The organism is Sphingopyxis sp., assembly GCF_965279755.1.
Lineage (GTDB): Bacteria > Pseudomonadota > Alphaproteobacteria > Sphingomonadales > Sphingomonadaceae > Sphingopyxis.
Map to the genome: position 1 here is coordinate 1,010,420 of NZ_OZ257261.1, position 24,042 is coordinate 1,034,461.

Below are 24,042 nucleotides of genomic sequence, written 5' to 3' on the forward strand. Positions count from 1 at the left end.
TTTTTCGCCCACCCTGTTCGGGCCGCATGGCCCATCGGGATCGCGTCGATCTGTCGGCGCGATCCCGTTCTGTGTTCAAATCAGAGGTCGACCCCCGCCGCGATGGCTTCGAGCTTGCGGAGGCGTTCCTTGAGGTCGGCGATCTCGATCCGCGATCCGGCGTTGGGCACGGCGGGATCGTGCATCTCGGCGACGGGGCCGGCCGCAAGTTCCTCGCGCTTCAGCTGGATCCAGTCGCGCCAGCCGCGCAGCGCGACCAGGCTGATGATCGTCAGCGCGGTCAGCGCAACCGCCGCGGGGATCAGGTTCGTCGCAAGGTCGGAAGTGATGGTGCCCATGGTTCGGCTCCTTCTTCGTCAGGGTCTCAGGGACGGGTCCGGTCGCGCAGGCTTTCGATCTCCTGATCGAGCGTGACGGCGCGGTTGTTGTCGGTGGCGATGCGTTCGAGAACCTGGATGCGATCCTTGAGCGCGCGGATTTCGGCCTGCAGCGCCTGCGTTTCGGCCTCGTTCGCCGGATTGCCGACGAAATATTCATTGCCCCGGCGGTCGCGGCGGATGCCGTGCTTGGCGCGGATGATGCTGCCGATCGTCACGATCAGGACGATGCCGATCACCATTTCAAACGGGTTCATGGGGGGCTCCTTCCGGTCTTGTCTTGTCGTTGTTCAGTTGAGCGGCGGCGCGTCGCGCAGCTTTTCGATCTCGTCGGCGACATCGATCCCCTTGTCGGTGACGATGCGTTCGAGGACGCGGACGCGTGCCTCCAGCCGTTCGGTCTGCGATGCGTATTGCGCGGCCTTTTCGGCGGTCATTTCGGACTGCTTCTCGATCATCTTCTGCTGATGCTTCGACCAGATGGCGAAACCGCCGAGCAGAAAGGGCGCGAGGGGGATCAATACCCAGACGGCGTCACCCATGCTTCATCTCCTCAATTCGCCGGGCGCCGCAGCGCCTCGATTTCGCTCGCCACGCGGTGGCTTTCGTCGGTCACGATGCGTTCGATCACCGCGAGGCGATCCTTCACCGAACCAAGCTCTGCGCGCAGCTGGGCATTTTCCTGGGCGGCCAGCTTGATACGTTCCATCGCCTCGTCGCTGGTCTTGGGATAGACCGCCTTGCCCCAGCTGTTTTCGAGCGGGTAGCCGTTCTTGACGCGCAGCCAGGTAGTGAAGACCCAGCCGCCGACCCCGGCCAGGCCAACGATGGCGGCGACGGGGGCAATGGTGTTCAGGACGTCGAGATTCATCTGTCTTGTTCCTCTCAGCGCAGTCGGTCGATCTGGTCGGCGAGCTGCGCGGCCTGGCCGTTGGTTTCGGTCGCGATGCGTTCGAGAACCGAAATGCGTTCCTCGAGCCGGCCGATCTGGCCGACGAGCTTGGCATTCTCGTCCGATAGCAAAGCGATTTTTCGATCAGCGTCGACGTCGGTTCGATGAACCGTGCCACCCCATTCATTCTCGACGGGATAGCCGTGCTTGGCGCGGATCCAGGTGGTGAACATCCAGCCGCCGATCGACAGAGCGATGATGGCGAGGACGAAAGCGGGACCACCGAAGTTCATTGTAAGTCTCCCTGTTGCCTTGTCCGGTAAGCGCCCAGATTACCGGAGAGCGTCGATCTCGTCGGCGAGGCGACGGTTGTGGCTGGTGTAGTAAAGTTCGATATCGGCAAGGCGGCGGTCGATGTCGCGGAAGCGCGAGCGGATGTCGCGGGTCGACGCGCTGGGGTTCGTCCGCACCCCCTGCCAGAATTTCGCTTCCTCGTTCGAGCCATAGAGCGCGAGCGGCTTCGGCGTGCCCATCCAGGCGATCAGGAAATAGGCGATGATCAGGACACCCGATCCCATCAGCGTGCCCAGCACCGCCGCAACGCGGATCCAGAGGACGTCGATGCCCGTATAGTCCGCGATCCCGGCGCACACGCCGCTCCATTTCGCGTTCTGCTTGTCGAGGTAGAATTTCGTGCGGCTGGCAGACATCTCAGTTCCTCCGGCTCATGTTTTCCAGTTGCGCCAGATCCTCATCGCTCCTTACCGCCGGGCGGAAGTCGGGATTGTCGGCGCTGATGATGCGTTCGACGGTATGCAGGCGGTTTTCGAGCCGGCGTGCCGTGTCGTACAGTTCGTCGAGCAGCTGCTCGTCCTCCCCAGTCAGCGTCTTGGCCTGCTTCCACTTGGTCACATAGTGGAGGATCAGCCAGGGCAGACCGAGGAAGATCGCAGGGACGACCACAATCGGGACGATTACCTCTTCCATCGGTCCGGCTCCTTACTTGTTGGCCTGCGCGGCCTTCAGCGCGGCGAGTTCGTCGGCAACCTTGTCGGCGGACTGCAGTTCGGCGATTTCCTCGTCGAGCGACTTCTTGTAGCCGAGACCCAGCGCATCGGCGCGGCCTTCGGCTTCGTCGACGCGGCGTTCGAGGATCTCGAAGCGCGAGAAGGCGTCTTCGACCCGGTCGCCATTGGTCATCTCGCGCAGCTTGTAGCGGTTCTCGGCGCTTTCGAGGCGGTTGACGACGCTCGACTGGCGAGCGCGGGCTTCGCTCAGCTTCTTCTGCAGCTTGGCGATATCGGCCTCATAGCCCTTGAGCGCGTCGTCGAGGACGGCGATTTCGGCCTTCAGCTTGTCGGCCATGTCACCGGCCTTCTGCTTTTCGACGAGCGCAGCAGTGGCGAGGTCTTCGCGGTCTTTCGACAGCGCGAGTTCGGCCTTTTCCTTCCAGCTGTCCTGCAGGCTTTCGAGCTTCGAGATGTGGCGGCGCATTTCCTTCTGGTCCGCAATCGTGCGGGCAGCGGAAGCGCGGACTTCGACGAGCGTTTCGTTCATCTCGAAAATGATCTGGCGGATCATCTTTTCGGGATCTTCCGCGCGGTCGAGCAGGTCGGTGACGTTGGCGGCGATGATGTCGCGGGTTCGTGAGAAAATACCCATTTGGAAACTCCTGTCGAAAACCTTGGTCCTAAAAATGGCTGGTGCCGGGGCGGGGCAAGGGGGGAGAGTGCCCCGGCACCAGTGTTCGGTCAGGCCAGATGGCTGACCGCCGGGGTGGCTGCAGCGGCGTCGTAAACGAGCTGGGGCTGGTCGATCACGCCAACGAAGATGGCAAGCGCTCCAAGCGCGCTGAGCGCGAAGGTGGCGGCCTGGGCAAACATCGTCTTCATGGGTCAACCTTCCTGTTTTTCGCTGCACCGGAGCGTGTTGCGCCGGTTCGTGTGATACACTGCAGGAGGCGTGCCAATTGCCGAAAGGGGCAGAAAAGCGCGCAACTTCATCTGCAAACACCAGTCGGCACCGATTTGACTTGCCAATCAGCGGGAATTTTTGCCAATGATTGGGAATGGAGCGCGAAACGCAGTTTATCGGCCAGTCGGCGGCCTTTCAGGACGCGGTCGATCGCGCCAGCCAGGCGGCGGCGCTCGACCGGCCCGTACTCGTCATCGGCGAGCGCGGCACCGGCAAGGAATTGATCGCCGAACGCCTCCACCGCCTGTCGGCGCGCTGGGACAAGCCCTATGTAATCCTGAACTGCGCCGCGATGCCCGAAACGCTGATCGAGGCCGAACTGTTCGGGCATGAGGCGGGCGCCTTCACCGGCGCGACGCGCAGCCGCGCGGGACGCTTCGAGGAGGCCGACGGCGGCACCCTGTTCCTCGACGAACTCGCAACGATGTCGAGCGGCGCACAGGAGCGGCTGCTCCGCGCTGTTGAATATGGCGAGATCACCCGCGTCGGCGCCTCGCGCCCGACCCGCGTCGACGTCCGCATCGTCGCGGCGACCAACGAGCATCTGCCGGCGCTGGTCGAACAGAACCGCTTTCGCGCCGACCTGCTCGACCGGCTGTCGTTCGAGGTCATTACCCTGCCCCCGCTCCGCGCCCGCGAGGGCGATATCGAGGTGCTCGCCACTTACTTCGGCCAACGCATGGCGGCCGTGCTCGGCTGGGACGAATGGCCAGGCTTCGGCCCGCGCGCGCTTGCGGCGATGGAGGGGCACGACTGGCCGGGCAATGTCCGCGAACTGAGGAACGTCATCGAGCGCGCCATCTATCGCTGGGCCGACCCGTTACGCCCGGTCGATGCGCTGACGTTCGACCCCTTTGCCAGCCCTTGGCAGCCGGCCACGCGCCAACCCGCGACTGTTGTCGAAGCCGCCGCGCCCGCCGCCGCCAGCGAAACGGTGCTCACCGCGCATGCACCGCCATCGGGGCCCGTCAGCGACCTGCGCGCCTCGGTCGACGCGTATGAAAAACAGATATTGTCCGACACGATGGCGCGCTGCCGCTTCAACCAGAAGGTCGCGGCCGAAGCGCTCGGCCTCAGCTACGACCAGATTCGCCACGCGCTGAAGAAGCACGGGCTCAATCAATAACCTATCCGGGAAGCTGGTCCGACAGCGCCTCGATGATCGCATCCTGGGCCGAGGCCGTGTCGGCCAGCCGGTCGCGCAGCGCATAGATATCGGGCAGTCCGTCGACCGCCTCGTCGATGCTGCGGTCGAGATAGAGCCGGTCGATGTCGGCAAGCGCCCCGGTCAGCGGCGCGCGCGCCGCGACGAGGCGCGAGATCGCCTGCTGCGCCGCGATCCAGCGCTCGCTCGCTATAGCGGAGCCCGCAGCCGCCGACACCAGCGTGGCGGCATTGCCGCGTTCGGCGGCGAAGGCCTGCTGCGCTGCGGCCGCATCGGCATCCCAGCGCGCGAGGCGCCCAGCCAGATCGGTGGGCAGCGGCCCCGGCGGCGTGACCGCAACGGTCGGCGGTGCGACATTGAAACGCCCCTCGACCGGCCGGTGCGCGAGCGAGGGCGCAGCCTCACCATTTCCGACGCCGGCGGCGCAGGCCGAAAGCGACAGGGCGGCGATGGCCGGCAGAAAAAAGGACGCGCACTTCATCACCGCCCCTGATATGGGCGCAAGAGCATCGCAGCAAGAGCCGAATCGGCCTGTCGCCCGTATCGCGCCATGCGCCGCGCATTTCCTTAAAAAGCACGGAAATATGCGGTTGACAGCTCGGGGATTGAACGCTAGTGGCGCTGACTTTCCCGCATGCCGGAAAAATCGCCTGCCCCGGCAGGTGACTGGTGTGCGGGTGATCTAGTTTTTTGATTGGATGGAAGACCATGTTCGCAATCGTGCGCACGGGCGGCAAGCAGTATCGCGTCGCCGCTGGAGACAAGATCGCCGTCGAGAAGATCGAGGGTGAAGCCGGTGACACCGTGTCGCTGGGTGACATTCTGCTGGCCGGTGACGGCGGCGAAGTGAAGGACGCGAACGGCCTGACCGTTTCGGCCGAGATCATCGCCCAGACGCGCGGCGAAAAGGTCATCGTCTTCAAGAAGCGCCGCCGGCACAATTACCGCCGTCGCAACGGTCACCGCCAGTCGCTGACGCTGCTGCGCATCCTTGCCGTCGGTGAAGCCAAGAAGGCTGCGCCGAAGAAGGAAGCCGCTCCGAAGGCCGAGGCCGCTCCGGCTGCCGAAGCTGCCGCACCGGCCGCCGAGAAGAAGGCCGCTGCGCCGAAGAAGGCCGCTGCGCCCAAGGCCGAAGCTGCCGCCGAAAAGAAGCCCGCTGCCAAGAAGGCAGCCCCCAAGAAGGAAGCCTGAGCGCGGCAACGCAGCTCGGCCCCTCAAGCGAAGCAAGGAGTTTAGGTCATGGCACATAAGAAAGCAGGCGGTTCGTCGCGCAACGGTCGCGACTCGCAGGCCAAGCGCCTTGGCGTGAAGAAGTTCGGCGGTCAGGAAGTGATCGGCGGCAACATTATCGTGCGCCAGCGCGGCACCAAGGTGTACGCGGGCGTCAACGTCGGCATGGGCAAGGACCACACCCTGTTCGCCACCGCCGAAGGCCGCGTCCGATTCCACGATGGCAAGCTTGGCCGCAAATATGTGTCGGTCGACGCCATGGCAGAAGCAGCCGAATAAAGGACGACTTCGTACGGGTCGTCCACAAGGGATGACCCGGAACGGTCCTTTCCGCCAACGCGGGAACAAAGTTCGAAAAGAGGGAGACGGGTCACCCCCGGACTCCCTTTTTTCTTGTCCGATATCCGCGATCCCGGATTTTCTGGCGCGAAAACAGGGCCATCCATCTCCCTCTCTATCGAATGTCGTCAAAGCGTCACCATCTGGCGCCACGGCGACAGGCAAATGGGAGTGATACGATGTTTGCGCGTACCGAAAGACTGTTGCTGCGGCCCGGCTGGCAGGAAGATGCCTCGGCGCTCGCCCGCGCGATCGGCGAAGAAGCGGTGGTCCGCAATCTTGCCCGCGCACCCTGGCCCTATGGTGAGGAAGAAGCGCAGAAGTTCCTCAGCATGCCTGTCGACCCCGACCAGCCGCGTTTCCTGATCTTCGCCCGTACCGGCGGCGCCCCGCGCCTCGTCGGCGGCTGCGGCATCTCGCCGAGCCCCGAAGGACCGCTGGAGATGGGATACTGGATCGCGCGGCCCTATTGGGGACTCGGCTTTGCGACCGAAGCCGGACGCCAGCTCGTCCGCATCGCGCGCGCGATGAACCTGCCCAAGCTTGGTGCCGGCCATTTCGTCGATAATCCCGCGTCGGGCGCCGTGCTCCGCAAGCTGGGGTTCAAGCCGACCGGCCAGGTCGCGCAACGCTACAGCGTCGCCCGCGGCGGCGAAGCGCCCTGCGCGCTGTTCGAAGAGGGCGATGGTGACGGCAGCAATGCCGTCACCCCCATGCGAGGCCGCATCGACATCGATGCGGACTTTCGCGACGAAATCCGCCTGATCGCGGCCTGAAACACCCCTCCCGCTTGCGGGAGGGGATTGGGGCTGCCTTACCCGCGCAGCTTCCCGGCCATGCCGATGATGTCGTCGAGCGGATTGCCGTCGCCGTCCATGTCGAGCATCTTGCCGAGGCCGCCAAGCCCGCCCGACGCGCCGCCGCTACCGCCAAGAACGCTGCCGAGGATGCCCCCAAGGCCGCCGCTCGATCCGCCACCGCCACTCAGCGCGCCGCCGATCAGGTCGCCGAGTCCGTCGGCGCTGCCGCTGCCCTGCTGACCACCCTGCTTGGCCATATAGCCCGCGACCATCATCGCGAGGATCGGCAGCATCTGCTTGAGCAGCCCCGAATCAAGCCCGCTCTGGCCCGCGGCATGATCCGCGACCGTGCGGCTGACATCCTTCGATCCGAAAATCTGGCCGAGCACATCGTTGCCCTGATCCACCGGCGTCGGCTGCGACCCGAGGACAGAATCGAGCAAACCGCCACCGCCGAGCTGGCCGAGCAACCCGCCGAGCCCCTCGATCCCGCCCGCGCCCTGCGCCTGCGTCTTGAACCCGCCGAGGATCGCGGGCAGCAGCGCCTCGGCCCCCTGCTTCGCCATCTCAGGCGGAATACCCAGCTGGTTCGCCATCGAGTCGATGCCACCGGCCTGCGCCAGAATGTCGGTCAGATTCATCAGATATGCTCCCACTGCGGCCGGGATCAAACCCTGACCGGTGCATATTGTTATAGCAGCAGCGCGACAGAGAAGGAGTCGTTCATTTCGCTGTCATTTTCAAATGCCTAGGTCCATCCTGCGGCCATGCGACTCGCCCCGTCCGGGAGTGGCCGCGCTTATAGTGGGAGCTAAAATATGAGCATTTTCGGCAAGATAAAGGACGCGATTTTCGGCAAGGCGCAGGCTGCGGAACCCGCCGCCCCGGCCCCCAACCCCATCGGCTCGGCGCTCGACGCGGCGACCAGCGCGATGGCTGCCGCCGCCGCAGCGCCGACTGCGATCAGCGATGTCGACGTCGAAACCATCCTGTCGGCCGAGGCCGCCAAGGCGGGGCAGGCGCTCAACTGGCGCACATCGATCGTCGACCTGATGAAGCTGCTCGGCATCGATTCGAGCCTCGACAACCGCAAGGAACTCGCGACCGAACTCGGCTACACCGGCGCGCTCGATGGCAGCGCCGAAATGAACATCTGGCTGCACAAGGCCGTGATGCGCGAACTCGCCGCAAACGGGGGCAAGGTGCCCGCCGATCTGACCGACTGACAGACGGTCGATAATTTTCGACGGGGGTCGGGTGGGCAAAGGCTCGCCCGACCCCTTTTCGTTGACCGGCGCGCGGGGGTGCCTAGACAGGTTTCAACAGAAACAAAGCCCGGGGAGCCTTTGCCGTGCACATCATCTCGACTCCGATCAGCCGCCGCCAGACACTCGCCTCATTGGGCGCCGGTGCTGCCGGCATCGCCATCGCGGGTCCGGCTGCGGCCGAAACAATCGCCACCGGATCGGCGGCGAAATCGCCTGCGCAGACGCTGCTCGATTCGGTCGCCGACAATCTGATCGCGCTGTCGCCGGAAGGCGCGACCGCGCTCGGCATCGACACCGGCGCGCGCGCGGCCGAACGCGGCAAGCTCGGCGATCGCTCGGCGGCAGGGATGAAGGCCGTCGCCGACACGCTGAAGGCCGATGTGGCCCGCATCCGCGCGTTCAAGACCGACGGCCTCGACCATGCCACCCGCACCAGCCTCGCCGTCGTCGATAGCGCCTACAGCGTCGCGCTCGACGGTTTCGCGCAGCCCTATGGCGACGTCGCGGTCGGCGGCTGGCGCAACACGCCCTATGTGGTGATCCAGAATGTCGGCGCCTATCTGGACGTCCCGAAATTCCTCGACAGCGACCATCCCATCAAGACCTCTGCCGACGCCGAGGCCTATCTGTCGCGCCTCAATGCCTTTCCCGGCGTTCTCGATGGCGAAACCGGACGGCTGAAGGCCGCGGGCGGCACGGGCCTGATCGCCCCTGCCTTTCTGATCGACAAGGCCGTGAAGCAGCTCGAGGCCACGCTCGCCGATGCGAAAGCGGGTGGCGGGATGGTCGAAAGCCTCGCCACCCGCACCGCCGCCGCGAAGATCGCGGGCGATTGGAGCGCGCGATCTTCGAAGATCGTGCAAGGCCCGATTGCCGCGGCGCTCGAACGCCAGCTCGCCGAGCTGAAGGCGCAGCGGCCGAAGGCAACGATGGACGCCGGCATGTGGGCGCGCCCGCATGGCGACGAGTTCTACGCCTGGGCGCTCCGCGCCTCGACGACGACGCGCATGACCCCCGACGAGGTCCATGCGATGGGCCGCGAGCAGCTTGCCGACCTGCATGGGCAGATGGACCCGATCCTGAAGAAGCTCGGCTACGCGAACGGCTCGGTCGGCGACCGGATGAACGAGCTGGCGAAGGATCCGCGCTTTAAATTCCCCGACAACGACGCCGGCCGCGCCGAGATCGTCGCGTACATCCAGACTTGGCTCGGCAAGATCCGCACCCAGCTGCCGCGCGCCTTCCGCACGCTGGTGAAGGGCAATGTCGAGGTGAAGCGGCTGCCGCTCGCCGAGGAACCCGGCGCGCCCGCAGCCTATGGCGGCGCGGGATCAATCGACGGCAGCACCCCCGGCCGCTTCTGGATCAACCTCCGGACCACCGACCTGCATAGCAAATATTCGCTTCCTGATCTGGCGATGCACGAGGCGATCCCGGGGCATGTCTGGCAGGGCGAATATGCGAACCAGATGCCGCTGATCCGCACGATGCTGGCGTTCAACGCCTATTCGGAAGGGTGGGCGCTCTACGCCGAACAGCTCGCCGACGAACTGGGTCTTTATGACGATTTCGAGGTCGGGCGCCTCGGCTATCTCCAGTCGCTCGCCTTCCGCGCCTGCCGCCTTGTCGTCGACACCGGCATCCACGCCAAGCGCTGGACGCGCGAACAGGGGGTCGATTTCTTCGTCAAGGAGAATGGCTCGAACCCGCTCGAGGTGTCGAGCGAAGTCGACCGCTATTGCAGCTGGGTCGGGCAGGCGTGCGGATACAAGGTCGGCCACAGCGAGATCGTCCGCCAGCGCGGCCGCGCGCAAGCCGCGCTCGGCGCGAAATACGACCTGCGCGATTTCGACGACACGGTGGTCAAGGGCGGCAACGTCCCGCTCGACGTGCTGGCGAAGAATGTCGACGAATATATCGCGGTGACAAAGGCCTAGGGCCGCGGCAGCGGCGCCAGATCGGGCTCGACGAATCCCCGCCGCGCCGCGACCGAAAACAGCAGCTCGCGGGTGTAGAAGCGCAGCGGCCAGTCGCGGCGGCCGACGTCGGACAGCAGCATCGCGTTGACGCGCGCCGCCAGCTCCGTTTCGCCGGTTTCGGACAGGAACAGGCGTACCCCCGCGACATAGGCGCGGGTGATGCTGTCATGATAGCCCTGCGTGTCGTCGTTCACGCCGCCGACGCTTTCGTTATAGCGGCTGATGATCGTCGCGATCCCGGCATCGATGTCGATGTCGGGGCGCTCGCTGACAAGCCAGAGGCATGCGCCGAGATGCGCCTCGTGCGTCCACGCCTCGCGCGGCAATGTGCGCGCGAGCAGGCCCTCACCGATCGCGCGGATGTCGGAATCGCGCTCGAACAGGCGCGGTTTATAGTCGGTGGTCATCGGTCCGGTCCTTCCGGGTGAATGAGCACCCGGAAGTTTCCGGGTCAATCAGGCTGCGACGGCTGCCTGCGGTGCGGCCTGGCGGACGCCTTCGTCAACATGGTCCGCGAATTGTGCGAAATTGTCGATGAACTGGCCGACCAGCGTTTGCGCGGTGCGGTCATAGGCGGCCTTGTCGGCCCATGCCTCACGCGGATCGAGCAAGCCGCTGTCGACGCCCGGAACCGCGACGGGAACCATGAAGCCGAAGTTGGGATCCTTGCGGAACTCGGCGTCGTTCAGGCTGCCGTCGAGCGCCGCGTTGAGCAGCGCGCGGGTCGCCTTGATCGGCATGCGCTTTATGCCGTCCATCGTCGCCATGCCGCCGGTCCAGCCGGTGTTGACCAGCCAGCACTGGACGCCGCCCTTGGCGATGCGCTCCTTGAGGAGGTTACCATAGACCGACGGGTGGCGCGGCATGAAGGGCGCGCCGAAACAGGTCGAGAAGGTCGCCTCGGGCTCGGTCACGCCAATCTCGGTCCCCGCGACGCGCGCGGTGTAGCCCGAGAGGAAGTGATACATCGCCTGATCGGGGGTCAGCTTCGCGATCGGGGGCAGCACGCCATAGGCGTCGGCGGTCAGCATGATCACCGTCTGCGGCACCGGGCCCATATTCTTTTCCGACGTGTTCGGAATGAAGTCGATCGGGTAGCTGCCGCGGCTGTTCTCGGCGAGCGTCGCATCGTCGAAGTCGAGTTCGCGCGTTTCGGGATCCATAACGACATTTTCGAGCACGGTGCCGAAGCGCTTGGTCGTCGCGAAAATCTCGGGCTCCGCTTCAGGCGAGAGGCGGATCATCTTGGCATAGCAGCCGCCCTCGAAATTGAAGACTGCCGTGTCCGACCAGCCATGCTCGTCGTCGCCGATCAGCGTGCGCGAGGCGTCGGCCGACAGCGTCGTCTTGCCGGTGCCCGACAGGCCGAAGAAGACCGCGGTGTCGCCGTTCGCGCCGATGTTGGCCGAGCAGTGCATCGGCATCACGCCCTTCACGGGGAGGAGGTAGTTGAGGATGCCGAACACCGACTTCTTCATCTCGCCCGCGTACTGTGTGCCGCCGATCAGGATCAGCTTCTCGGTGAAGTTCACCGCGATCACCGTTTCGGTCCGCGAGCCATGCTTTGCCGGGTCGGCACGGAAGCTCGGCAGGTCGATGATGGTGTACTCGGCCGCAAATGCCGCAAGCTCCGCCGCGGTCGGGCGGCAGAGAAGCGTGCGGATGAACTGGCTGTGCCAGGCGAATTCGGTGACGACCTGCACCGCGACGCGGTGCTCGGGCTGCGAGCCGCCGAACAGCTGCTGGCGATAGAGGCGCGGGCGGTCGGCGAGGTGCGCGAAGAAATCGGCCTTGAGCGATGCAAAATGATCGGGCGTCATCGGGACGTTGGTCTTGCCCCACCATATGGTGTCGCGCGTTTCGTCGTCCTGGACGATGAACTTGTCCTTGGCGCTGCGACCGGTGTGCTTGCCGGTTTCGACGACGAGCGGGCCGTCCTTGGCCAGCAGACCTTCGCCGTTGCGGATCGCGTCCTCGATCAGCGCCGATGTGCCCAGGTTTTCGGCAATCTGCGCCTTCGTCTCGACGGCGTCGGTGCCGATCACAAGCTTCGTCATTGTCTTCGCCTTTCCTCTATCCCGACCGTATCTTTGCATAGGTATGCAGCGCATGCCATGCGAAAGCGATGGGCCCGCATGAACATGGGGTGCCGACCGGGCATCGATTCCGAAATCCCGGTCGCGTTAGCTGTGATGGGGGGCAAGGTCAAAAGATTAAAGGGTGAATCGCGGGGCCTCCGCGACGAGTATCGGCCATGGAACCCCGCACCGCTTCACGCGGTTGTCGCTGAGCCCCTTATCGGCTAGTCCCCGTGCGGGTCCGCCCAATGGAAAGAGCATGACGGCAACCATCGCGCTGGTCGACGACGACCGCAACATCCTGCAATCCCTGTCGATCGCGCTGCAAGCCGAAGGCTTTGTCACGCGCGTCTATTCGGATGGCGAGGCGGCGCTGAAGCCGCTGATCGACAACCCGCCCGACCTGGCCGTCTTCGACGTGAAGATGCCGCGCATGGACGGGCTGGAGCTGCTGCGCCGCCTGCGCGAGAAAAGCCAGCTTCCGGTCATCTTCCTGACCAGCAAGGACGACGAAATCGACGAGGCGCTGGGCCTTGCGATGGGGGCCGATGACTATATCGCCAAACCCTTCTCGCAGCGGCTGGTCATCGCGCGCATCCGCGCGATCCTGCGCCGCGTCGAGCTCAACCGCGCGCCGGCCAGCGAAGAGGACGAACCGGTGGCCGAGCCGATCACCCGCGGACGGCTGAAGATGGACCCCGCGCGCCACAAGGTGAGCTGGGACGGCAAGGATGTGACGCTGACCGTCACCGAATTCCTGATCCTCGAAACGCTCGCCTCGCGCCCCGGTATCGTGCGCAGCCGCAACCAGTTGATGGACGCCGCCTATCAGGACGACGTCTATATCGACGACCGCACGATCGACAGCCACATCAAGCGCCTGCGCCGCAAGTTCCGCGAGGTCGATGCCGAGTTCGACGGCATCGCGACGCTGTACGGGGCGGGTTACCGCTTTTCCGACGATGGTTGATCCGAAGAAACCCGAAGGCAGCATTGCCGAACAGGAGGAGGCGCCGCTCGTCTGGTCGGCGCGCTGGTCGCTGACGACCCGTATCCTCGCGGTCAATATCCTCGCGATCGTGCTGTTCGGCGGCGGCTTCTTCTATCTCGACACCTATCGCAGCCGGTTGGTCGACACGCGCATGGACGTGATGGGCGACCAGCTCGCGATGCTCGACGAGGCGCTCGAGGCGGCGCGCCCCGACCAGCGCCAGCATCTGATCAGCGAATTCACCCAGGCGACCGAGTCGCGGCTGCGCTTCTATGACGCGGCTGGGCGAAAGATCGACGACAGCTTCGACCACGCACCGCCGACCTATACGCTGCGCGACCCCGACCTGCAGCCGTGGAAGCGCGACGTCGCGCGCGCGATGGACCGCGGGATTGACTGGATCGTCGGCGCGCCGACCTATCCCGAGTTCGAGGAGCCACGGGTCGATCGCGGCGACGCATGGCCCGAGGTCGCCGCGACGCTGAAAACCGGCACGGCGTCGAGCCGCTTCCGCTATGTTCCCGAGCGCACCCCGTTGCTGAGCGCGACGCGGATCGTCGATCTCGATGCGCCCGAGGCGATGCTGATGACGCTGAACGCGCGCGACATAACCAAGACGGTGCGCGCCGAACGCTTCCGCATCGCGCTCGTCGTGACGACGGTGCTGCTCGCCTCGGTGCTGCTCTCGCTCTTCCTCGCGCGCACGATCGTCCGCCCGCTGCGCAGGCTCGCGCGCGCTGCGGTGCGCGTCCGCCTAGGCCGCGCCCGCGAGGTCGTCGTGCCGCGCCTGCCGAGCCGCCGCGACGAGATCGGCACCCTCGCCCGCGCCCTCAGCGATATGACGCAAGCGCTGCGTGAACGCATCGATGCGGGCGAACATTTCGCCGCCGACGTGACGCACGAGCTCAAGAATCCGATCGCCTCGGTGCGCTCCGCGATCGAGGGGCTGGGCCGCGTCAAGACCGCCGAACAGCGCGCGCAGTTGCTCGCCATCGCCGACGAGGATGTCCGCCGGCTCGACCGGCTGGTCACCGACATCAGCGATGCGAGCCGGATCGACGCGCAATTGTCGCGCACCCTGTTCGAGCCGATCGATATCGGGCTGATGATCGAATCGATGCTCGCAGGACGCGCGGCGCGTGCGGAGCAGGGCAAGCCCCTGCCACGCATCGCCTTCGCGCGGCCGCGCAAGGGCACGACGGTGGTGATGGGCGACGGCCACCGGCTCGAGCGCGCGATCGACAATGTCATCGACAATGCGATCAGCTTCTCCCCCGAAGACGGCCTTGTGTGCGTGTCGGCGACCCTGCTTGGTGACGAGGTCCATGTTCGGGTCGACGACGACGGCCCCGGCATCGACCCCGCGCAGCGCGAAGCGATTTTCCGGCGCTTTCACAGCGAACGCCCCGACGGCGAGGCGTTCGGGCGCCACAGTGGCCTCGGCCTCGCGATCGCCCGGACGATCATCGAGGGACATAGCGGAACGATCTCCGCGCGCGACCGCGACGATGGCCGGCGGGGCGCCAGCCTGCTGATCACCCTGCCCGCGCGCGAAAAGTCGGGCGAGGACGGCTGACGCCGGCCGACCGAAAACGGTTTGTCGCCTTGCGGCACCGCAGCATCGCCGGTAAGCCTGCGCGATGTTTCCGAGCCGGACCAAGCCCGAGATTCAGAATATCCATGCCAGCTGCGTTGCGGCGGGCAGCGGCGGCGTGCTGATTCTGGGCAATCCGGGTCAGGGCAAATCGGATCTGGCGCTCCGGCTGATCGATCGCGGTGCGCGGCTCGTCGCCGACGACCGCTGCGACATCTGGTACGACCGTGAGCGGCTGTGGTGCCGCCCCCCGGAGATTCTGGCGGGCAAGCTGGAAGTGCGCGGGATCGGCATCGTCGACAAATCGTGGACCGCACCGGTGCCGCTGGCACTCGCGGTGCGGCTGACCGACCGTTACGACCGTATGCCGTCGGTCAATCAGGTCGAAACGGTGGCGGGCCATCCACTGCCTGCGCTCCTGCTCTCGGCCTTCGAAGCCTCGGCCCCGATCAAGATCCTGCTCGCGCTCGAACAGCTGGCGCCCGAGCGATGAGCGACCACGCCGCCGAGCAACGCCTTCTTCTGGTGACCGGCCTGTCGGGCGCGGGCAAGTCGACCGTGCTCAAGGTGCTCGAGGACCTGGGGTGGGAGGTCGTCGACAACCTGCCGCTCGCGCTGTTGCAGGCGCTGATCGATGCGCCCGCGCAGCATAGCGGGGCGAACCGCCCGATCGCGGTCGGCATCGACAGCCGCAGCCGCGGTTTCCAGCCCGCGCAGCTTGTCAAGCGGATCAAGGAATTGCGCGAGGATGGCGGGCGCGACATCCAGACGCTGTTTCTCGACTGCGCCGGCGCCGAACTCGAGCGCCGCTTTTCGGAGACACGCCGCCGCCATCCGATGGCGGAGGATCGCCCCGCCGCCGACGGCATCGCGCGCGAACGCGAACTGATGGAACCGCTCCGCCGCTGGGCCGAGCATGTCATCGACACGACCAACTATTCGAGCAACGACCTGCAGCAGGAAATCCGCCAACGCTTCGGCGACGCAGGCGAGGATGAGCCGGTGCTCAACGTCATGAGCTTCGGCTTCGCGCGCGGCCTGCCACGCAACGCCGATCTGGTGTTCGATATGCGCTACCTGCGCAATCCACACTGGGATCCGAAGCTGAAGCCCGGCACCGGCCTCGACGCCGACGTCGCCGCCTATGTGAAGGCCGACCCCGCCTATGAGGACAGCGTCGCGCAGATCGAGACGCTGATCCTGACGCTGCTCCCGCGCTACCGCGTCGAGGGCAAGAGCTATGTCACCGTTGCCTTTGGTTGCACCGGCGGGCGGCACCGGTCGGTCCATGTGGCGAGCCGTGTTGCCCAAACGCTACGCGCGTCCGGTTATGAGCCAACGCTGACCCACCGCAATCTTGACTCCGCACCGCAAGATGGGCTTGAGGGCAGGCCCCCGCCTGCATCTCCCGCCGGCGCCGGAAAAGCATAAGGGTCTGCGATTTCATGGGTGTCGATAAAGCTCTGCCGCTGCTGGGAATGGTTCTCGTCACCCATGGCCGCCTCGCCGAAGAGATGGTCCGCGCGATGGAGCATGTCGTCGGCCCGCAGCGCGCGATCGCCACGGTGTGCATCGGCCCCAACGACAATATGGAAATGCGCCGCAAGGAAATCGCTGATGCGATCCGCAAGGTCGACGAGGGCCGCGGCGTGATCATGCTGACCGACCTGTTCGGGGGCACGCCATCGAATCTGGCGATCAGCCTGCTCGAAAGCGGGCGGACCGAAGTGATTGCGGGGGTCAACCTGCCGATGCTGATCCGGCTGGAAAGCGCCCGCAAGGCAATGGACCTGCGTGCCGCGGTGATCGCGGCCAAGGAAGCGGGCCAGAAATATATCTCCGTCGCGTCGGAGATGCTGGGAGTGGGGCCATGAGCGAAAACAGCGAAACGGTGGAAATCACCAACCAGCGCGGGCTGCACGCACGCGCCAGCGCCAAGTTCGTCACCTTCGTCAGCCGCCTGCCCGAGACCGTGAGCGTCGAGGTCGAAAAGGGCGGATCGCGCGTCAACGGCACCTCGATCATGGGGCTGATGATGCTCGGCGCCGCGAAGGGCGACAGCATCACGATCCACACGAAGGGCGACGGCGCTGATGCGGCACTGCTGAAGCTGGTCGGGCTGGTCAAGGACAGCTTCGGCGAGGATTGACCGGATGACCGGTCGCCGTTCCACCATCGAAAGCCTGTCGAACCCGCTGGTCAAGCGGATGCGCCTGCTGCGCGAGAAGCGGCACCGGCGAGCCGAGGGCCTGTTCCTTGCGGAAGGGCTGCGGATCGCGACCGAGGCGCGCGACGCCGGCATATTGCCGCAATGGCTGTTCCTTGCCGAAGAGGGCGCGGCGCATCCGCTGGCGAAGGCGCTCGTCGATGCGACGCTGGCGGGTGGCGGCGAGGTGATCGATACGACGCCCGCGATCCTGTCGAAGCTGTCGGGCAAGGATAATCCGCAGGCGATCGTCGCAATCTATCCCGAGCCAAGGACCGCGCTCGCCGATCTCGACCGCGACGCAGCGCCGATCTGGCTGGTCGCCGAGCGGCTGCGCGATCCCGGCAATCTCGGCACAATGCTGCGCACCGGCGATGCCGTCGGCGCCGGCGGACTGATCCTGCTCGACGAATCGACCGACCCCTATGCGGTCGAGGCGGTGCGCGCGAGCATGGGCGCGATCTTTACGCAAAGGCTCGTGCAGGCGCGGTGGGAAGACTTCCTGCCCTGGCTCCGCAGCGGCCCCGGCGAACTCGTCGCGACATGGCTTGGCGACGATACGCAGGATTATCAGGCGGTCCGCTATGCCGCGCCGACCTTCATTCTGATCGGCAACGAGTCGCAGGGGATGCCCGCGGGCTATGCCGCCGAGGCGGACGTGCGGGTGAAAATGCCGATGATGGGCAAGGCCGACAGCCTCAACGCCGCGGTCGCAGCCGCGGTGATGGCCTATGAGGTGCTGAACCAGCGGCGAAGCTGAGCCCGGCGCACGCTTTCGGTTCGGCCTTCGGCCAGCGTCATGCTAGTATCGGCGTCCGATGAAAGGAGCCATGCAATGGCCAGGCTGCCGCTTTTTCCTTTGGGCCTGTCGGCGCTCGCAGCGGCGGGTTGCGCGCCCGCTGCGGAAAGCCTGCAACCGCCCGCCCCGCGCGAACCCGTCTATATGGCGATCGGGACCGAGCCCGGCTGGACGCTCGAGATCACGCCCGAACGGCTGAATTACGCCGGCGACTATGGCGAGACGAAGATCGTGGTGGCGAATCCCGGCGCGACGCCCTCGATGAACGGCAGGACCTATGCCGGTGGCCGCCTTTCGGTCGTGATCAAGCACGCCACATGCAGCGACGGGATGAGCGACCGGCGTTACGCCGACACGGTGCGCGTCATTGCCGACGGCAAGACGCTGACCGGCTGCGGCGGCGCCATCTTGCCGCCCGACACGCTCGCGGGATCGAACTGGATATTCGTGTCGATCGGCGGCGTGCCGGTCGCCGCCGGCCGCCCGACCTCGCTGGCGTTCGACGGCGCGCGGCTCAGCGGCAGCGCGGGCTGCAATCGCTTCTCGGGCTCCTATACCGCCGACAGCCGGACGCTGACCGCCGGCCCGCTGATGGCGACCGAAATGGCATGCCCCGGTGCGGGGATGACGCAGGAACAGGCCTTCTTCAAGCTGATGGCGGGCCCGGTCCGCATCGGCTTTCCGACCGACGGGACGATGGAGATCAGCGGCGTCGACGGTCAGACGGCCGTGCTGAGGCGGGTGATCTAGTCGTTCGCGCCGCCGCCTGACAGCTTCGCCAGCGGGCGCGCGGCCTGCTCGGCGACGGGAAGCGCAGGAATCTCGCGGTCGCCGGTCTCGACGTCGAGCGCCTCGAAGCGTTTCGCCTGCGTCAGCACCTGCGATTCGAAGCTGCCGACGAAGGCGTTGTAGGCGCCGGTCGCCTGATCGAGATTTTTGCCAACCTTCGCGATATGCGACCCCATCACCGACATGCGCGCATAAAGCTCCTTGCCGAGCGCCGCGATCTCGCGCGCCTGCCCCGCGAGCTTTTCCTGCCGCCAGACGGCCGCGACGGTGCGCGCGATCGCGATCAGGTTGGTCGGGGTCGCGAGCAGCACCTTGCGCTCGAACGCGTAATCCCAGAGCTCGGCATCCTGGTCGAGCGCGGCGGCAAGGAAATGCTCGCCCGGCACGAACATCACGACGAAATCGGGCGTGTCGTCGAACTGGTTCCAATAGGATTTGGCGCCGAGCAGATTGACATGTGCCTTCATCGCGGCGGCATGCGCCGCGAGGTGCATCGCCTTCTCGCTCTCGTCCACCGCACCGAAGGCGTCCTGATAGGCGTTGAGCGACACCTTCGCGTCGATAATCAGGTTCTGGCCGCCGGGCACCTTGACGACAACGTCGGGTCGCAGCCGTCCGCCTTCGCCATCGGCGACGCTGACCTCGGTCTGGAAATCGGCATGTTCGGAAAGCCCGCAGCTTTCGAGGACGTTGCGCAGTTGCTGCTCGCCCCAGCGGCCGCGCGCTTTCGGCGCATTGCGCAGCGCGTTGACCAGCTTCGCCGCCTCGCTCGAGACGCGCTCGGTCCCCTCACGCATCGCGGCGATCTGGCCGTGGAGCAGGCCGAACGCGTTCTGGCGCTCGGCCTCGACCTTGCCGACCGCTTCCTCATATTTCTGCAACCGGTCGTGGACCGGATTGAGCAGTGCCTTCAGATTCTGCCCCGCACTCTCCTCGCTCTGACGAAAGCGCGCGTCGGCGCGTTCGAGGAATGCCTTCTGCGCCTCGCCGAGCATCGCCTGCCCGACTTCGCGAAACTGCGCGGTCAGCGCCGCCTGCGCATCCTTGAGCTGCGCGATCTGCGCCTCCTGCGCTTCGTCGCGCGCGCGCTGTTCGGCAAGCAGCGCGGCGAGTTTCAGGTCGGCCGCCTTGCGCGCCTCTGCCTCGGCGGCAAGGTCGGTCACCGCGGTGCGGAACCGCTCGGTCAGTCCGTCGCGCTCGGCCTTGAGCGCTCCCGCCTGCCGCCCGGCCAGCAGCCAGCCGATCAGCCCCCCGAGAAAGAGGGCGACGAAAGCAATGGCGAGTGCGGCAATATCCATGCGCGGAACATAGATCGAACACCGCCCCCCTGGCTAGCGGTAAAATCCCGTCAGAGGAGATCGCTCGCGACGTCGAGTTCGCGCACGCGGCGCTTCTGCCGCGCCGCGTCGACCAGACGGCGGAGTTCCTCGCGCCGATCGGCCGCGCGGTCGATATGCGGCATCACGAGCGCGCCACCACGCGTCGTCTCGTCGGACGAATCGATGCTGATCGTCCCGATACCCGCCCACTGGTTGATGAGCGTGAAATCCATGCGGACGTCCTTCACGCGATAGAGTTCGATCTCGTCGACGCTTTTGACGAAGATGCCCTTGCGCAGGATCAGCCGGTCTTCGGTCAGCTCATAGGTCGTGTCGAGATTGCGGATCCACTGGACGAGGATGATCAGGAAACCGACCCCGACGAGACAAAGCAGCAGGGTCAGCCAGCCGACGAGCGTGCCGCGCAGCCAGCCCCAGGTCGAGGAACGGAAGCGGTCGAGAATTTCGGGCATCGGCATCTCCTTCGCGTGGCGGGCTTACAGCAAATAGATCACGACATAGCGCGCGACCAGCGCGGCGAGGATCGCGATGCTCCAGCGCCGGTCCTTCACCCACATCGCCGCGACCATCAGCGCGACGAGGACCAGCGTCAGGCCCAGCGCGGGCGGGTGCGTCAGGTTGGGCGCAATATCCGGCTGCGACAGATAATAGCCGAGCTGCGCGGCGAGCAGCACCAGCAGCAGCCCCAGCACCGCGCGGCGGACGCGGAAATAATGGACGTCGAGATCGGCGAATCCCTCGGGGTGCGAGGGAAAGACGAGTCGTGCGGCGAGAAAGTACAGGCTCGCGAACGCCGCGACCGCCATCAGCGTGGTGCTCGATACCGCGATGTCCGCGCGCACCGTCCAGGCCGCCGACCAGAAGGACAGAAGGTCGAGCATCACGAAGATCGCGAGCAACGGAGTGAGCCAGCCGATCGTGAACCGCTTGCGGTCGTCGTCGGCCGCGAAGCGCGTTTCGAGCGCGCGGCCGAGCCCGCTCAGCAGCTCGACCATCGAAAGGCCGAGCAGCAGGCTGTAAAGTGCAAAGACGAACTCGAAATCTTTCACGGTGCGGCGTCCCATTCGGGGGGTAAAATGGCGCGATACGCCTCGAAACCCGCCGCCCCGCCGACCGTCACGCCCTGCGTCAGCAACCAGTAATGCCGCACGATCTCGGCCTGCTGTTCGAGGCCGTAGCGATGGAGCGGCCAGCCGGGTTTCAGACTGTAATCATAGGTCGCGAAGGGATGGCGCATCAGCACCAGATACCAGCGCCCGCGTTGCTGCGCCTGCCAGACATGCGTCATTTCGTGCAGGAACAGCCCCTTGGCCTTCAGCTCGGCCTCGTGCCCGCCCGCGGGACACGAGAAATCGTCGCAGTAAACGCCGCCCTTCGGATGGAAATGCAGGTCGCCCATCGGCGCCATCACGATCCGGCGTGGCTGGAAGAAGATCCATTTATAATGCCGCACCCGCACGCGCGCATAGTCGACCGCATCGCCGAACACGCTGCGGGCGAGCGCGATCTCGCCGTTCGTCAAAGGTCGCGAAGGACGCGGCACCCGGGCTTATTTCTTCGCGGCGTCCGCTGCCTTGTCCGTGCCCGTCGCGCCATGGTCCATCGAGCCATGGTCCATCGCCATGCCGCCGTCGGCGCCCGCCGCGGCCGAGGGCTTGATCGGCAGGTCGAACAGGATGCGTTCATTGTTGTTGTTGGTGAAGACGAACGCCATCGGCAGCTTGCCCGCGCGCACCGCGGCGCCGTTGATGCCCCAGATCATCAGATGCTTGCCGCCGGGCTTGAATTCCAGCTTGCCCTTGGCGGGCACCGCGGCGCTCGCCAGCGGCTTCATTGTCACGACGCCATTTTCCCGGACGCTCTCGTGCATCTCGACACGCTGCGCCAGATCGGCGGTCACCGCCATCAGCTGAACGTCCTTCGGACCGCCGGTGACAGTGAAATAGCCGGCTGCCGGAGCATCGGGGGTCGCACCCATCTGGATATAGCCGCTGACGACATTGAGCTGCGGCCCGGCGCCCAGATTCTCGCCGCATCCGGTCAGCGTCAGCGCGGTGGCGGCAAGGGCGGTCCCGATCAGGGTGCGGCGTGCGAAGGGCTTCATAGTGGAGGACTCCCGAAATGCGTCAATTTTCCTGTTCCCGATACGCGGTCAAAACCCTTGTGCCAAGGCAAAGCGCACCTATATCGCCCCCAACGAAACCCATGGACGGCGTGCCTTTTCAGGGCGCCGAAGAAGCAACAAGGACGTATTACCAATGGCCAAAGTGATCGGGATCGACCTCGGCACCACGAACAGCTGTGTCGCGGTGATGGAAGGCGGCAAGCCCAAGGTTATCGAAAATGTCGAAGGCACGCGCACAACGCCGTCGATCGTCGCCTTTGCGAAGGACGGCGAGCGCCTGATCGGCCAGCCGGCAAAGCGCCAGGCGGTCACCAATCCCGAAAACACCATCTTCGCGGTGAAGCGCCTGATCGGCCGCCGCTTCGACGATCCCATGACCAAGAAGGACATGGAGCTCGTCCCCTATAACATCGTCAAGGGCCCGACCGGCGACGCGTGGGTCAAGGCGGGCGGCGAGGATTATTCGCCGTCGCAGATTTCGGCCTATATCCTTCAGAAGATGAAGGAAACTGCCGAAGCCTATCTGGGCGAAAAGGTCGAGCAGGCGGTCATCACCGTTCCGGCTTACTTCAACGACGCCCAGCGTCAGGCGACCAAGGACGCCGGCAAGATCGCGGGCCTCGAAGTGCTGCGCATCATCAACGAACCGACCGCGGCCGCACTGGCCTATGGCCTCGACAAGACCGAGAACAAGACGATCGCGGTCTATGACCTTGGCGGCGGCACCTTCGACATCTCGATCCTCGAAGTCGGTGACGGCGTGTTCGAGGTGAAGTCGACCAACGGCGACACTTTCCTCGGCGGCGAGGACTTCGACAGCAAGATCGTCGAATATCTGGCCGACGGCTTCAAGAAGGACGAAGGCATCGACCTGCGCGGCGACAAGCTGGCGCTCCAGCGCCTGAAGGAAGCTGCCGAAAAGGCGAAGATCGAGCTGTCGTCGGCCGCGACGACCGAGGTCAATCTGCCCTTCATCACCGCCGACGCCAACGGGCCGAAGCATCTTGTGAAGACGATCACCCGCGCCGACCTCGAAAAGCTGGTCGAAGAGCTGGTGAAGCGCACGCTTGAGCCCTGCAAGAAGGCGATCAAGGACGCCGGCATCTCGGCGAGCGAGATCGATGAAGTCGTGCTCGTCGGCGGCATGACGCGCATGCCGCGCGTCCGCGAAGTCGTGAAGGATTTCTTCGGCAAGGAACCGCACACCGGCGTGAACCCCGACGAAGTCGTGGCGATCGGCGCCGCGATCCAGGCTGGCGTTCTGCAGGGTGACGTCAAGGACGTGCTGCTGCTCGACGTGACCCCGCTGAGCCTTGGCATCGAGACGCTGGGCGGCGTGTTCACGCGCATGATCGACCGCAACACCACGATCCCGACCAAGAAGTCGCAGGTCTATTCGACCGCCGACGACAACCAGTCGGCAGTGACGATTCGCGTGTTCCAGGGCGAGCGCGAGATGGCCGCCGACAACAAGGCGCTGGGCCAGTTCGACCTCGTCGGCATCCCGCCGGCGCCGCGCGGCGTGCCGCAGATCGAGGTGACCTTCGACATCGACGCCAACGGCATCGTGTCGGTCCACGCCAAGGACAAGGGCACCGGCAAGGAACAGCAGATCAAGATCCAGGCCTCGGGCGGCCTCAGCGACGCGGACATCGACCAGATGGTCAAGGACGCCGAGCAGTTCGCCGAAGAGGACAAGAAGCGCCGCGAGGCGGCCGAGGCGAAGAACAACGCCGAAAGCCTGATCCACACGACCGAACGCCAGCTCGAAGAGCATGGCGACAAGGTCGACCCGGGCCTCAAGAGCGAGATCGAAGCGGCGGTTGCCGAAGCCAAGACCGCGGTCGAAGGCGGCGATCCGGCGGCGATGACCGAAAAGTCGCAGGCGCTCGCGCAGGTTGCAATGAAGCTGGGTCAGGCGATCTACGAGAAGGAACAGCAGGCCGCGGCGTCCCCCAGCGCCGACGAAGCCGGCGAGACCAAGGCCGACGAAGATGTCGTCGATGCCGAATTCTCGGAAGTCGAAGACGACAAGAAGTAAGACAGAAACTCTCCCCGCCGCGCTTTCGGGCACGGCGGGGTTGAGGGGGCTTTGA

At 65.6% G+C, this 24,042-nt stretch carries 33 protein-coding genes; 15 read left to right on the top strand and 18 right to left on the bottom strand.

The features are described 5' to 3' along the window. Positions 1–80: 80 nt before the first annotated feature. The 9 genes from ACQY80_RS04895 to ACQY80_RS04935 form a co-directional block, all read right to left on the bottom strand. Positions 81–338, bottom strand: coding sequence for a hypothetical protein (locus tag ACQY80_RS04895; RefSeq protein WP_428684200.1), 258 nt, complete (start codon positions 336–338; stop codon positions 81–83). 26 nt (positions 339–364) lie between these two features. After that, positions 365–634 (bottom strand): hypothetical protein, encoded by a 270-nt coding sequence (locus ACQY80_RS04900; protein WP_428684202.1) that lies wholly within the window; start codon positions 632–634, stop codon positions 365–367. A 33-nt stretch (positions 635–667) separates the two neighbouring features. Further along, on the bottom strand, positions 668–919 hold the full coding sequence (locus ACQY80_RS04905; RefSeq protein ID WP_428684204.1) for a hypothetical protein: 252 nt from the start codon (positions 917–919) through the stop codon (positions 668–670). Between the two features lie 11 nt (positions 920–930). Further along, positions 931–1,248, bottom strand: coding sequence for a hypothetical protein (locus ACQY80_RS04910; RefSeq protein ID WP_428684206.1), 318 nt, complete (start codon positions 1,246–1,248; stop codon positions 931–933). 14 nt (positions 1,249–1,262) lie between these two features. Then, on the bottom strand, positions 1,263–1,562 hold the full coding sequence (locus tag ACQY80_RS04915) for a hypothetical protein (protein WP_428684208.1): 300 nt from the start codon (positions 1,560–1,562) through the stop codon (positions 1,263–1,265). Between the two features lie 39 nt (positions 1,563–1,601). Continuing rightward, the gene (gene pspC, locus ACQY80_RS04920; protein WP_428684210.1) at positions 1,602–1,979 is read right to left on the bottom strand and encodes an envelope stress response membrane protein PspC; all 378 of its coding nucleotides are present in this window, start codon (positions 1,977–1,979) and stop codon (positions 1,602–1,604) included. A 1-nt stretch (position 1,980) separates the two neighbouring features. Then, entirely contained in the window at positions 1,981–2,256 is a 276-nt protein-coding gene (pspB, locus tag ACQY80_RS04925; protein ID WP_428684212.1) for an envelope stress response membrane protein PspB, read from the bottom strand. Positions 2,257–2,268: 12 nt separating this feature from the next. Beyond that, positions 2,269–2,931: a phage shock protein PspA gene (gene pspA, locus ACQY80_RS04930; protein ID WP_428684214.1), complete on the bottom strand. Its 663-nt coding sequence runs from the start codon at positions 2,929–2,931 to the stop codon at positions 2,269–2,271. Positions 2,932–3,020: 89 nt separating this feature from the next. After that, complete coding sequence (locus ACQY80_RS04935; RefSeq protein WP_428684216.1) at positions 3,021–3,161, bottom strand: hypothetical protein; 141 nt, start codon at positions 3,159–3,161, stop codon at positions 3,021–3,023. A 176-nt stretch (positions 3,162–3,337) separates the two neighbouring features. Between ACQY80_RS04935 and pspF the strand changes: the two genes are divergently transcribed. Continuing rightward, positions 3,338–4,369: a phage shock protein operon transcriptional activator gene (gene pspF / locus ACQY80_RS04940; protein ID WP_428684217.1), complete on the top strand. Its 1,032-nt coding sequence runs from the start codon at positions 3,338–3,340 to the stop codon at positions 4,367–4,369. Between the two features lies 1 nt (position 4,370). Here pspF and ACQY80_RS04945 read toward each other — a convergent pair whose 3' ends face one another. After that, entirely contained in the window at positions 4,371–4,889 is a 519-nt protein-coding gene (locus ACQY80_RS04945) for a hypothetical protein (RefSeq protein WP_428684219.1), read from the bottom strand. Positions 4,890–5,116: 227 nt separating this feature from the next. On the opposite strand from ACQY80_RS04945, the gene rplU reads away from it, so the two are divergent. From rplU to ACQY80_RS04960, 3 genes are all read left to right on the top strand, one after another. Further along, positions 5,117–5,599 (top strand): 50S ribosomal protein L21, encoded by a 483-nt coding sequence (gene rplU / locus ACQY80_RS04950; protein WP_428684221.1) that lies wholly within the window; start codon positions 5,117–5,119, stop codon positions 5,597–5,599. A gap of 48 nt (positions 5,600–5,647) precedes the next feature. Further along, a complete protein-coding gene (gene rpmA / locus ACQY80_RS04955; RefSeq protein WP_428684223.1) occupies positions 5,648–5,917 on the top strand; it encodes a 50S ribosomal protein L27 in 270 nt (89 codons plus the stop codon). Between the two features lie 239 nt (positions 5,918–6,156). Further along, a complete protein-coding gene (locus tag ACQY80_RS04960) occupies positions 6,157–6,753 on the top strand; it encodes a GNAT family N-acetyltransferase (protein ID WP_428684225.1) in 597 nt (198 codons plus the stop codon). 38 nt (positions 6,754–6,791) lie between these two features. On the opposite strand, the gene ACQY80_RS04965 is transcribed toward ACQY80_RS04960, so the two are convergent. Continuing rightward, entirely contained in the window at positions 6,792–7,418 is a 627-nt protein-coding gene (locus ACQY80_RS04965) for a DUF937 domain-containing protein (protein ID WP_428684227.1), read from the bottom strand. A 177-nt stretch (positions 7,419–7,595) separates the two neighbouring features. Here ACQY80_RS04965 and ACQY80_RS04970 point away from each other — a divergent pair, with 177 nt between their 5' ends. Together ACQY80_RS04970 and ACQY80_RS04975 are read left to right on the top strand one after the other, a co-directional pair. Next, the gene (locus tag ACQY80_RS04970; protein WP_428684229.1) at positions 7,596–8,003 is read left to right on the top strand and encodes a DUF3597 domain-containing protein; all 408 of its coding nucleotides are present in this window, start codon (positions 7,596–7,598) and stop codon (positions 8,001–8,003) included. A gap of 125 nt (positions 8,004–8,128) precedes the next feature. Further along, entirely contained in the window at positions 8,129–9,982 is a 1,854-nt protein-coding gene (locus ACQY80_RS04975) for a DUF885 domain-containing protein (protein ID WP_428684231.1), read from the top strand. On the opposite strand, the gene ACQY80_RS04980 is transcribed toward ACQY80_RS04975, so the two are convergent. Then, positions 9,979–10,431, bottom strand: coding sequence for a hypothetical protein (locus ACQY80_RS04980; RefSeq protein ID WP_428684233.1), 453 nt, complete (start codon positions 10,429–10,431; stop codon positions 9,979–9,981). The genes ACQY80_RS04975 and ACQY80_RS04980 overlap by 4 nt on opposite strands. Positions 10,432–10,479: 48 nt before the next feature. Beyond that, a complete protein-coding gene (locus ACQY80_RS04985; protein ID WP_428684235.1) occupies positions 10,480–12,081 on the bottom strand; it encodes a phosphoenolpyruvate carboxykinase in 1,602 nt (533 codons plus the stop codon). A gap of 280 nt (positions 12,082–12,361) precedes the next feature. Here ACQY80_RS04985 and ACQY80_RS04990 point away from each other — a divergent pair, with 280 nt between their 5' ends. The 8 genes from ACQY80_RS04990 (at position 12,362) to ACQY80_RS05025 (ending at position 18,442) form a co-directional block, all read left to right on the top strand. After that, on the top strand, positions 12,362–13,072 hold the full coding sequence (locus ACQY80_RS04990) for a response regulator (RefSeq protein ID WP_428684237.1): 711 nt from the start codon (positions 12,362–12,364) through the stop codon (positions 13,070–13,072). Further along, positions 13,065–14,669 carry an ATP-binding protein gene (locus tag ACQY80_RS04995; protein WP_428684239.1) on the top strand — a complete coding sequence of 535 codons (1,605 nt, stop codon included), beginning with the start codon at positions 13,065–13,067 and terminating at the stop codon, positions 14,667–14,669. Before ACQY80_RS04990 ends, ACQY80_RS04995 begins: the two co-directional genes overlap by 8 nt. Before the next feature lie 64 nt (positions 14,670–14,733). Beyond that, entirely contained in the window at positions 14,734–15,180 is a 447-nt protein-coding gene (locus ACQY80_RS05000; protein WP_428684241.1) for an HPr kinase/phosphorylase, read from the top strand. Then, positions 15,177–16,118 carry an RNase adapter RapZ gene (gene rapZ / locus ACQY80_RS05005; protein WP_428684243.1) on the top strand — a complete coding sequence of 314 codons (942 nt, stop codon included), beginning with the start codon at positions 15,177–15,179 and terminating at the stop codon, positions 16,116–16,118. The genes ACQY80_RS05000 and rapZ overlap by 4 nt, the downstream gene beginning before the upstream one ends. A 38-nt stretch (positions 16,119–16,156) precedes the next feature. Continuing rightward, positions 16,157–16,561, top strand: a complete 405-nt coding sequence (locus ACQY80_RS05010; RefSeq protein WP_058816415.1) for a PTS sugar transporter subunit IIA — start codon at positions 16,157–16,159, stop codon at positions 16,559–16,561. Further along, the gene (locus ACQY80_RS05015) at positions 16,558–16,836 is read left to right on the top strand and encodes an HPr family phosphocarrier protein (RefSeq protein ID WP_077145441.1); all 279 of its coding nucleotides are present in this window, start codon (positions 16,558–16,560) and stop codon (positions 16,834–16,836) included. The genes ACQY80_RS05010 and ACQY80_RS05015 overlap by 4 nt, the downstream gene beginning before the upstream one ends. A 4-nt stretch (positions 16,837–16,840) precedes the next feature. Further along, positions 16,841–17,653 carry a TrmH family RNA methyltransferase gene (locus ACQY80_RS05020; protein WP_428684245.1) on the top strand — a complete coding sequence of 271 codons (813 nt, stop codon included), beginning with the start codon at positions 16,841–16,843 and terminating at the stop codon, positions 17,651–17,653. A 75-nt stretch (positions 17,654–17,728) separates the two neighbouring features. Then, a complete protein-coding gene (locus ACQY80_RS05025; RefSeq protein ID WP_428684247.1) occupies positions 17,729–18,442 on the top strand; it encodes an META domain-containing protein in 714 nt (237 codons plus the stop codon). Here the strand turns inward: ACQY80_RS05025 and ACQY80_RS05030 are convergent. The 5 genes from ACQY80_RS05030 to ACQY80_RS05050 are packed head-to-tail and all read right to left on the bottom strand — an operon-like array spanning position 18,439 to position 21,925. Beyond that, positions 18,439–19,779 carry a DNA recombination protein RmuC gene (locus tag ACQY80_RS05030; RefSeq protein ID WP_428684249.1) on the bottom strand — a complete coding sequence of 447 codons (1,341 nt, stop codon included), beginning with the start codon at positions 19,777–19,779 and terminating at the stop codon, positions 18,439–18,441. The genes ACQY80_RS05025 and ACQY80_RS05030 overlap by 4 nt on opposite strands. Positions 19,780–19,829: 50 nt before the next feature. Further along, positions 19,830–20,273, bottom strand: coding sequence for a PH domain-containing protein (locus ACQY80_RS05035; RefSeq protein WP_428684251.1), 444 nt, complete (start codon positions 20,271–20,273; stop codon positions 19,830–19,832). A 24-nt stretch (positions 20,274–20,297) separates the two neighbouring features. Further along, positions 20,298–20,870 carry a hypothetical protein gene (locus tag ACQY80_RS05040; RefSeq protein WP_428684253.1) on the bottom strand — a complete coding sequence of 191 codons (573 nt, stop codon included), beginning with the start codon at positions 20,868–20,870 and terminating at the stop codon, positions 20,298–20,300. Beyond that, positions 20,867–21,364, bottom strand: coding sequence for a vgr related protein (locus ACQY80_RS05045; RefSeq protein WP_428684255.1), 498 nt, complete (start codon positions 21,362–21,364; stop codon positions 20,867–20,869). The genes ACQY80_RS05040 and ACQY80_RS05045 overlap by 4 nt, the downstream gene beginning before the upstream one ends. Before the next feature lie 6 nt (positions 21,365–21,370). After that, complete coding sequence (locus tag ACQY80_RS05050; protein ID WP_428684256.1) at positions 21,371–21,925, bottom strand: copper chaperone PCu(A)C; 555 nt, start codon at positions 21,923–21,925, stop codon at positions 21,371–21,373. Between the two features lie 154 nt (positions 21,926–22,079). Here ACQY80_RS05050 and dnaK point away from each other — a divergent pair, with 154 nt between their 5' ends. Then, positions 22,080–23,987, top strand: coding sequence for a molecular chaperone DnaK (gene dnaK / locus ACQY80_RS05055; RefSeq protein ID WP_428684258.1), 1,908 nt, complete (start codon positions 22,080–22,082; stop codon positions 23,985–23,987). The last annotated feature ends 55 nt before the right edge of the window (positions 23,988–24,042 follow it).

What these genes read in the sequence shown, in the direction of transcription:
- ACQY80_RS04895 (WP_428684200.1), bottom strand. Translation starts at nt 338, where the DNA reads ATGGGCACCATCACTTCCGACCTTGCGACGAACCTGATCCCCGCGGCG.
- ACQY80_RS04900 (WP_428684202.1), bottom strand. Translation starts at nt 634, where the DNA reads ATGAACCCGTTTGAAATGGTGATCGGCATCGTCCTGATCGTGACGATC.
- ACQY80_RS04905 (WP_428684204.1), bottom strand. Translation starts at nt 919, where the DNA reads ATGGGTGACGCCGTCTGGGTATTGATCCCCCTCGCGCCCTTTCTGCTC.
- ACQY80_RS04910 (WP_428684206.1), bottom strand. Translation starts at nt 1,248, where the DNA reads ATGAATCTCGACGTCCTGAACACCATTGCCCCCGTCGCCGCCATCGTT.
- ACQY80_RS04915 (WP_428684208.1), bottom strand. Translation starts at nt 1,562, where the DNA reads ATGAACTTCGGTGGTCCCGCTTTCGTCCTCGCCATCATCGCTCTGTCG.
- pspC (WP_428684210.1), bottom strand. Translation starts at nt 1,979, where the DNA reads ATGTCTGCCAGCCGCACGAAATTCTACCTCGACAAGCAGAACGCGAAA.
- pspB (WP_428684212.1), bottom strand. Translation starts at nt 2,256, where the DNA reads ATGGAAGAGGTAATCGTCCCGATTGTGGTCGTCCCTGCGATCTTCCTC.
- pspA (WP_428684214.1), bottom strand. Translation starts at nt 2,931, where the DNA reads ATGGGTATTTTCTCACGAACCCGCGACATCATCGCCGCCAACGTCACC.
- ACQY80_RS04935 (WP_428684216.1), bottom strand. Translation starts at nt 3,161, where the DNA reads ATGAAGACGATGTTTGCCCAGGCCGCCACCTTCGCGCTCAGCGCGCTT.
- pspF (WP_428684217.1), top strand. Translation starts at nt 3,338, where the DNA reads ATGGAGCGCGAAACGCAGTTTATCGGCCAGTCGGCGGCCTTTCAGGAC.
- ACQY80_RS04945 (WP_428684219.1), bottom strand. Translation starts at nt 4,889, where the DNA reads ATGAAGTGCGCGTCCTTTTTTCTGCCGGCCATCGCCGCCCTGTCGCTT.
- rplU (WP_428684221.1), top strand. Translation starts at nt 5,117, where the DNA reads ATGTTCGCAATCGTGCGCACGGGCGGCAAGCAGTATCGCGTCGCCGCT.
- rpmA (WP_428684223.1), top strand. Translation starts at nt 5,648, where the DNA reads ATGGCACATAAGAAAGCAGGCGGTTCGTCGCGCAACGGTCGCGACTCG.
- ACQY80_RS04960 (WP_428684225.1), top strand. Translation starts at nt 6,157, where the DNA reads ATGTTTGCGCGTACCGAAAGACTGTTGCTGCGGCCCGGCTGGCAGGAA.
- ACQY80_RS04965 (WP_428684227.1), bottom strand. Translation starts at nt 7,418, where the DNA reads ATGAATCTGACCGACATTCTGGCGCAGGCCGGTGGCATCGACTCGATG.
- ACQY80_RS04970 (WP_428684229.1), top strand. Translation starts at nt 7,596, where the DNA reads ATGAGCATTTTCGGCAAGATAAAGGACGCGATTTTCGGCAAGGCGCAG.
- ACQY80_RS04980 (WP_428684233.1), bottom strand. Translation starts at nt 10,431, where the DNA reads ATGACCACCGACTATAAACCGCGCCTGTTCGAGCGCGATTCCGACATC.
- ACQY80_RS04985 (WP_428684235.1), bottom strand. Translation starts at nt 12,081, where the DNA reads ATGACGAAGCTTGTGATCGGCACCGACGCCGTCGAGACGAAGGCGCAG.
- ACQY80_RS04990 (WP_428684237.1), top strand. Translation starts at nt 12,362, where the DNA reads ATGACGGCAACCATCGCGCTGGTCGACGACGACCGCAACATCCTGCAA.
- ACQY80_RS04995 (WP_428684239.1), top strand. Translation starts at nt 13,065, where the DNA reads ATGGTTGATCCGAAGAAACCCGAAGGCAGCATTGCCGAACAGGAGGAG.
- ACQY80_RS05000 (WP_428684241.1), top strand. Translation starts at nt 14,734, where the DNA reads ATGTTTCCGAGCCGGACCAAGCCCGAGATTCAGAATATCCATGCCAGC.
- rapZ (WP_428684243.1), top strand. Translation starts at nt 15,177, where the DNA reads ATGAGCGACCACGCCGCCGAGCAACGCCTTCTTCTGGTGACCGGCCTG.
- ACQY80_RS05015 (WP_077145441.1), top strand. Translation starts at nt 16,558, where the DNA reads ATGAGCGAAAACAGCGAAACGGTGGAAATCACCAACCAGCGCGGGCTG.
- ACQY80_RS05020 (WP_428684245.1), top strand. Translation starts at nt 16,841, where the DNA reads ATGACCGGTCGCCGTTCCACCATCGAAAGCCTGTCGAACCCGCTGGTC.
- ACQY80_RS05025 (WP_428684247.1), top strand. Translation starts at nt 17,729, where the DNA reads ATGGCCAGGCTGCCGCTTTTTCCTTTGGGCCTGTCGGCGCTCGCAGCG.
- ACQY80_RS05030 (WP_428684249.1), bottom strand. Translation starts at nt 19,779, where the DNA reads ATGGATATTGCCGCACTCGCCATTGCTTTCGTCGCCCTCTTTCTCGGG.
- ACQY80_RS05035 (WP_428684251.1), bottom strand. Translation starts at nt 20,273, where the DNA reads ATGCCCGAAATTCTCGACCGCTTCCGTTCCTCGACCTGGGGCTGGCTG.
- ACQY80_RS05050 (WP_428684256.1), bottom strand. Translation starts at nt 21,925, where the DNA reads ATGAAGCCCTTCGCACGCCGCACCCTGATCGGGACCGCCCTTGCCGCC.
- dnaK (WP_428684258.1), top strand. Translation starts at nt 22,080, where the DNA reads ATGGCCAAAGTGATCGGGATCGACCTCGGCACCACGAACAGCTGTGTC.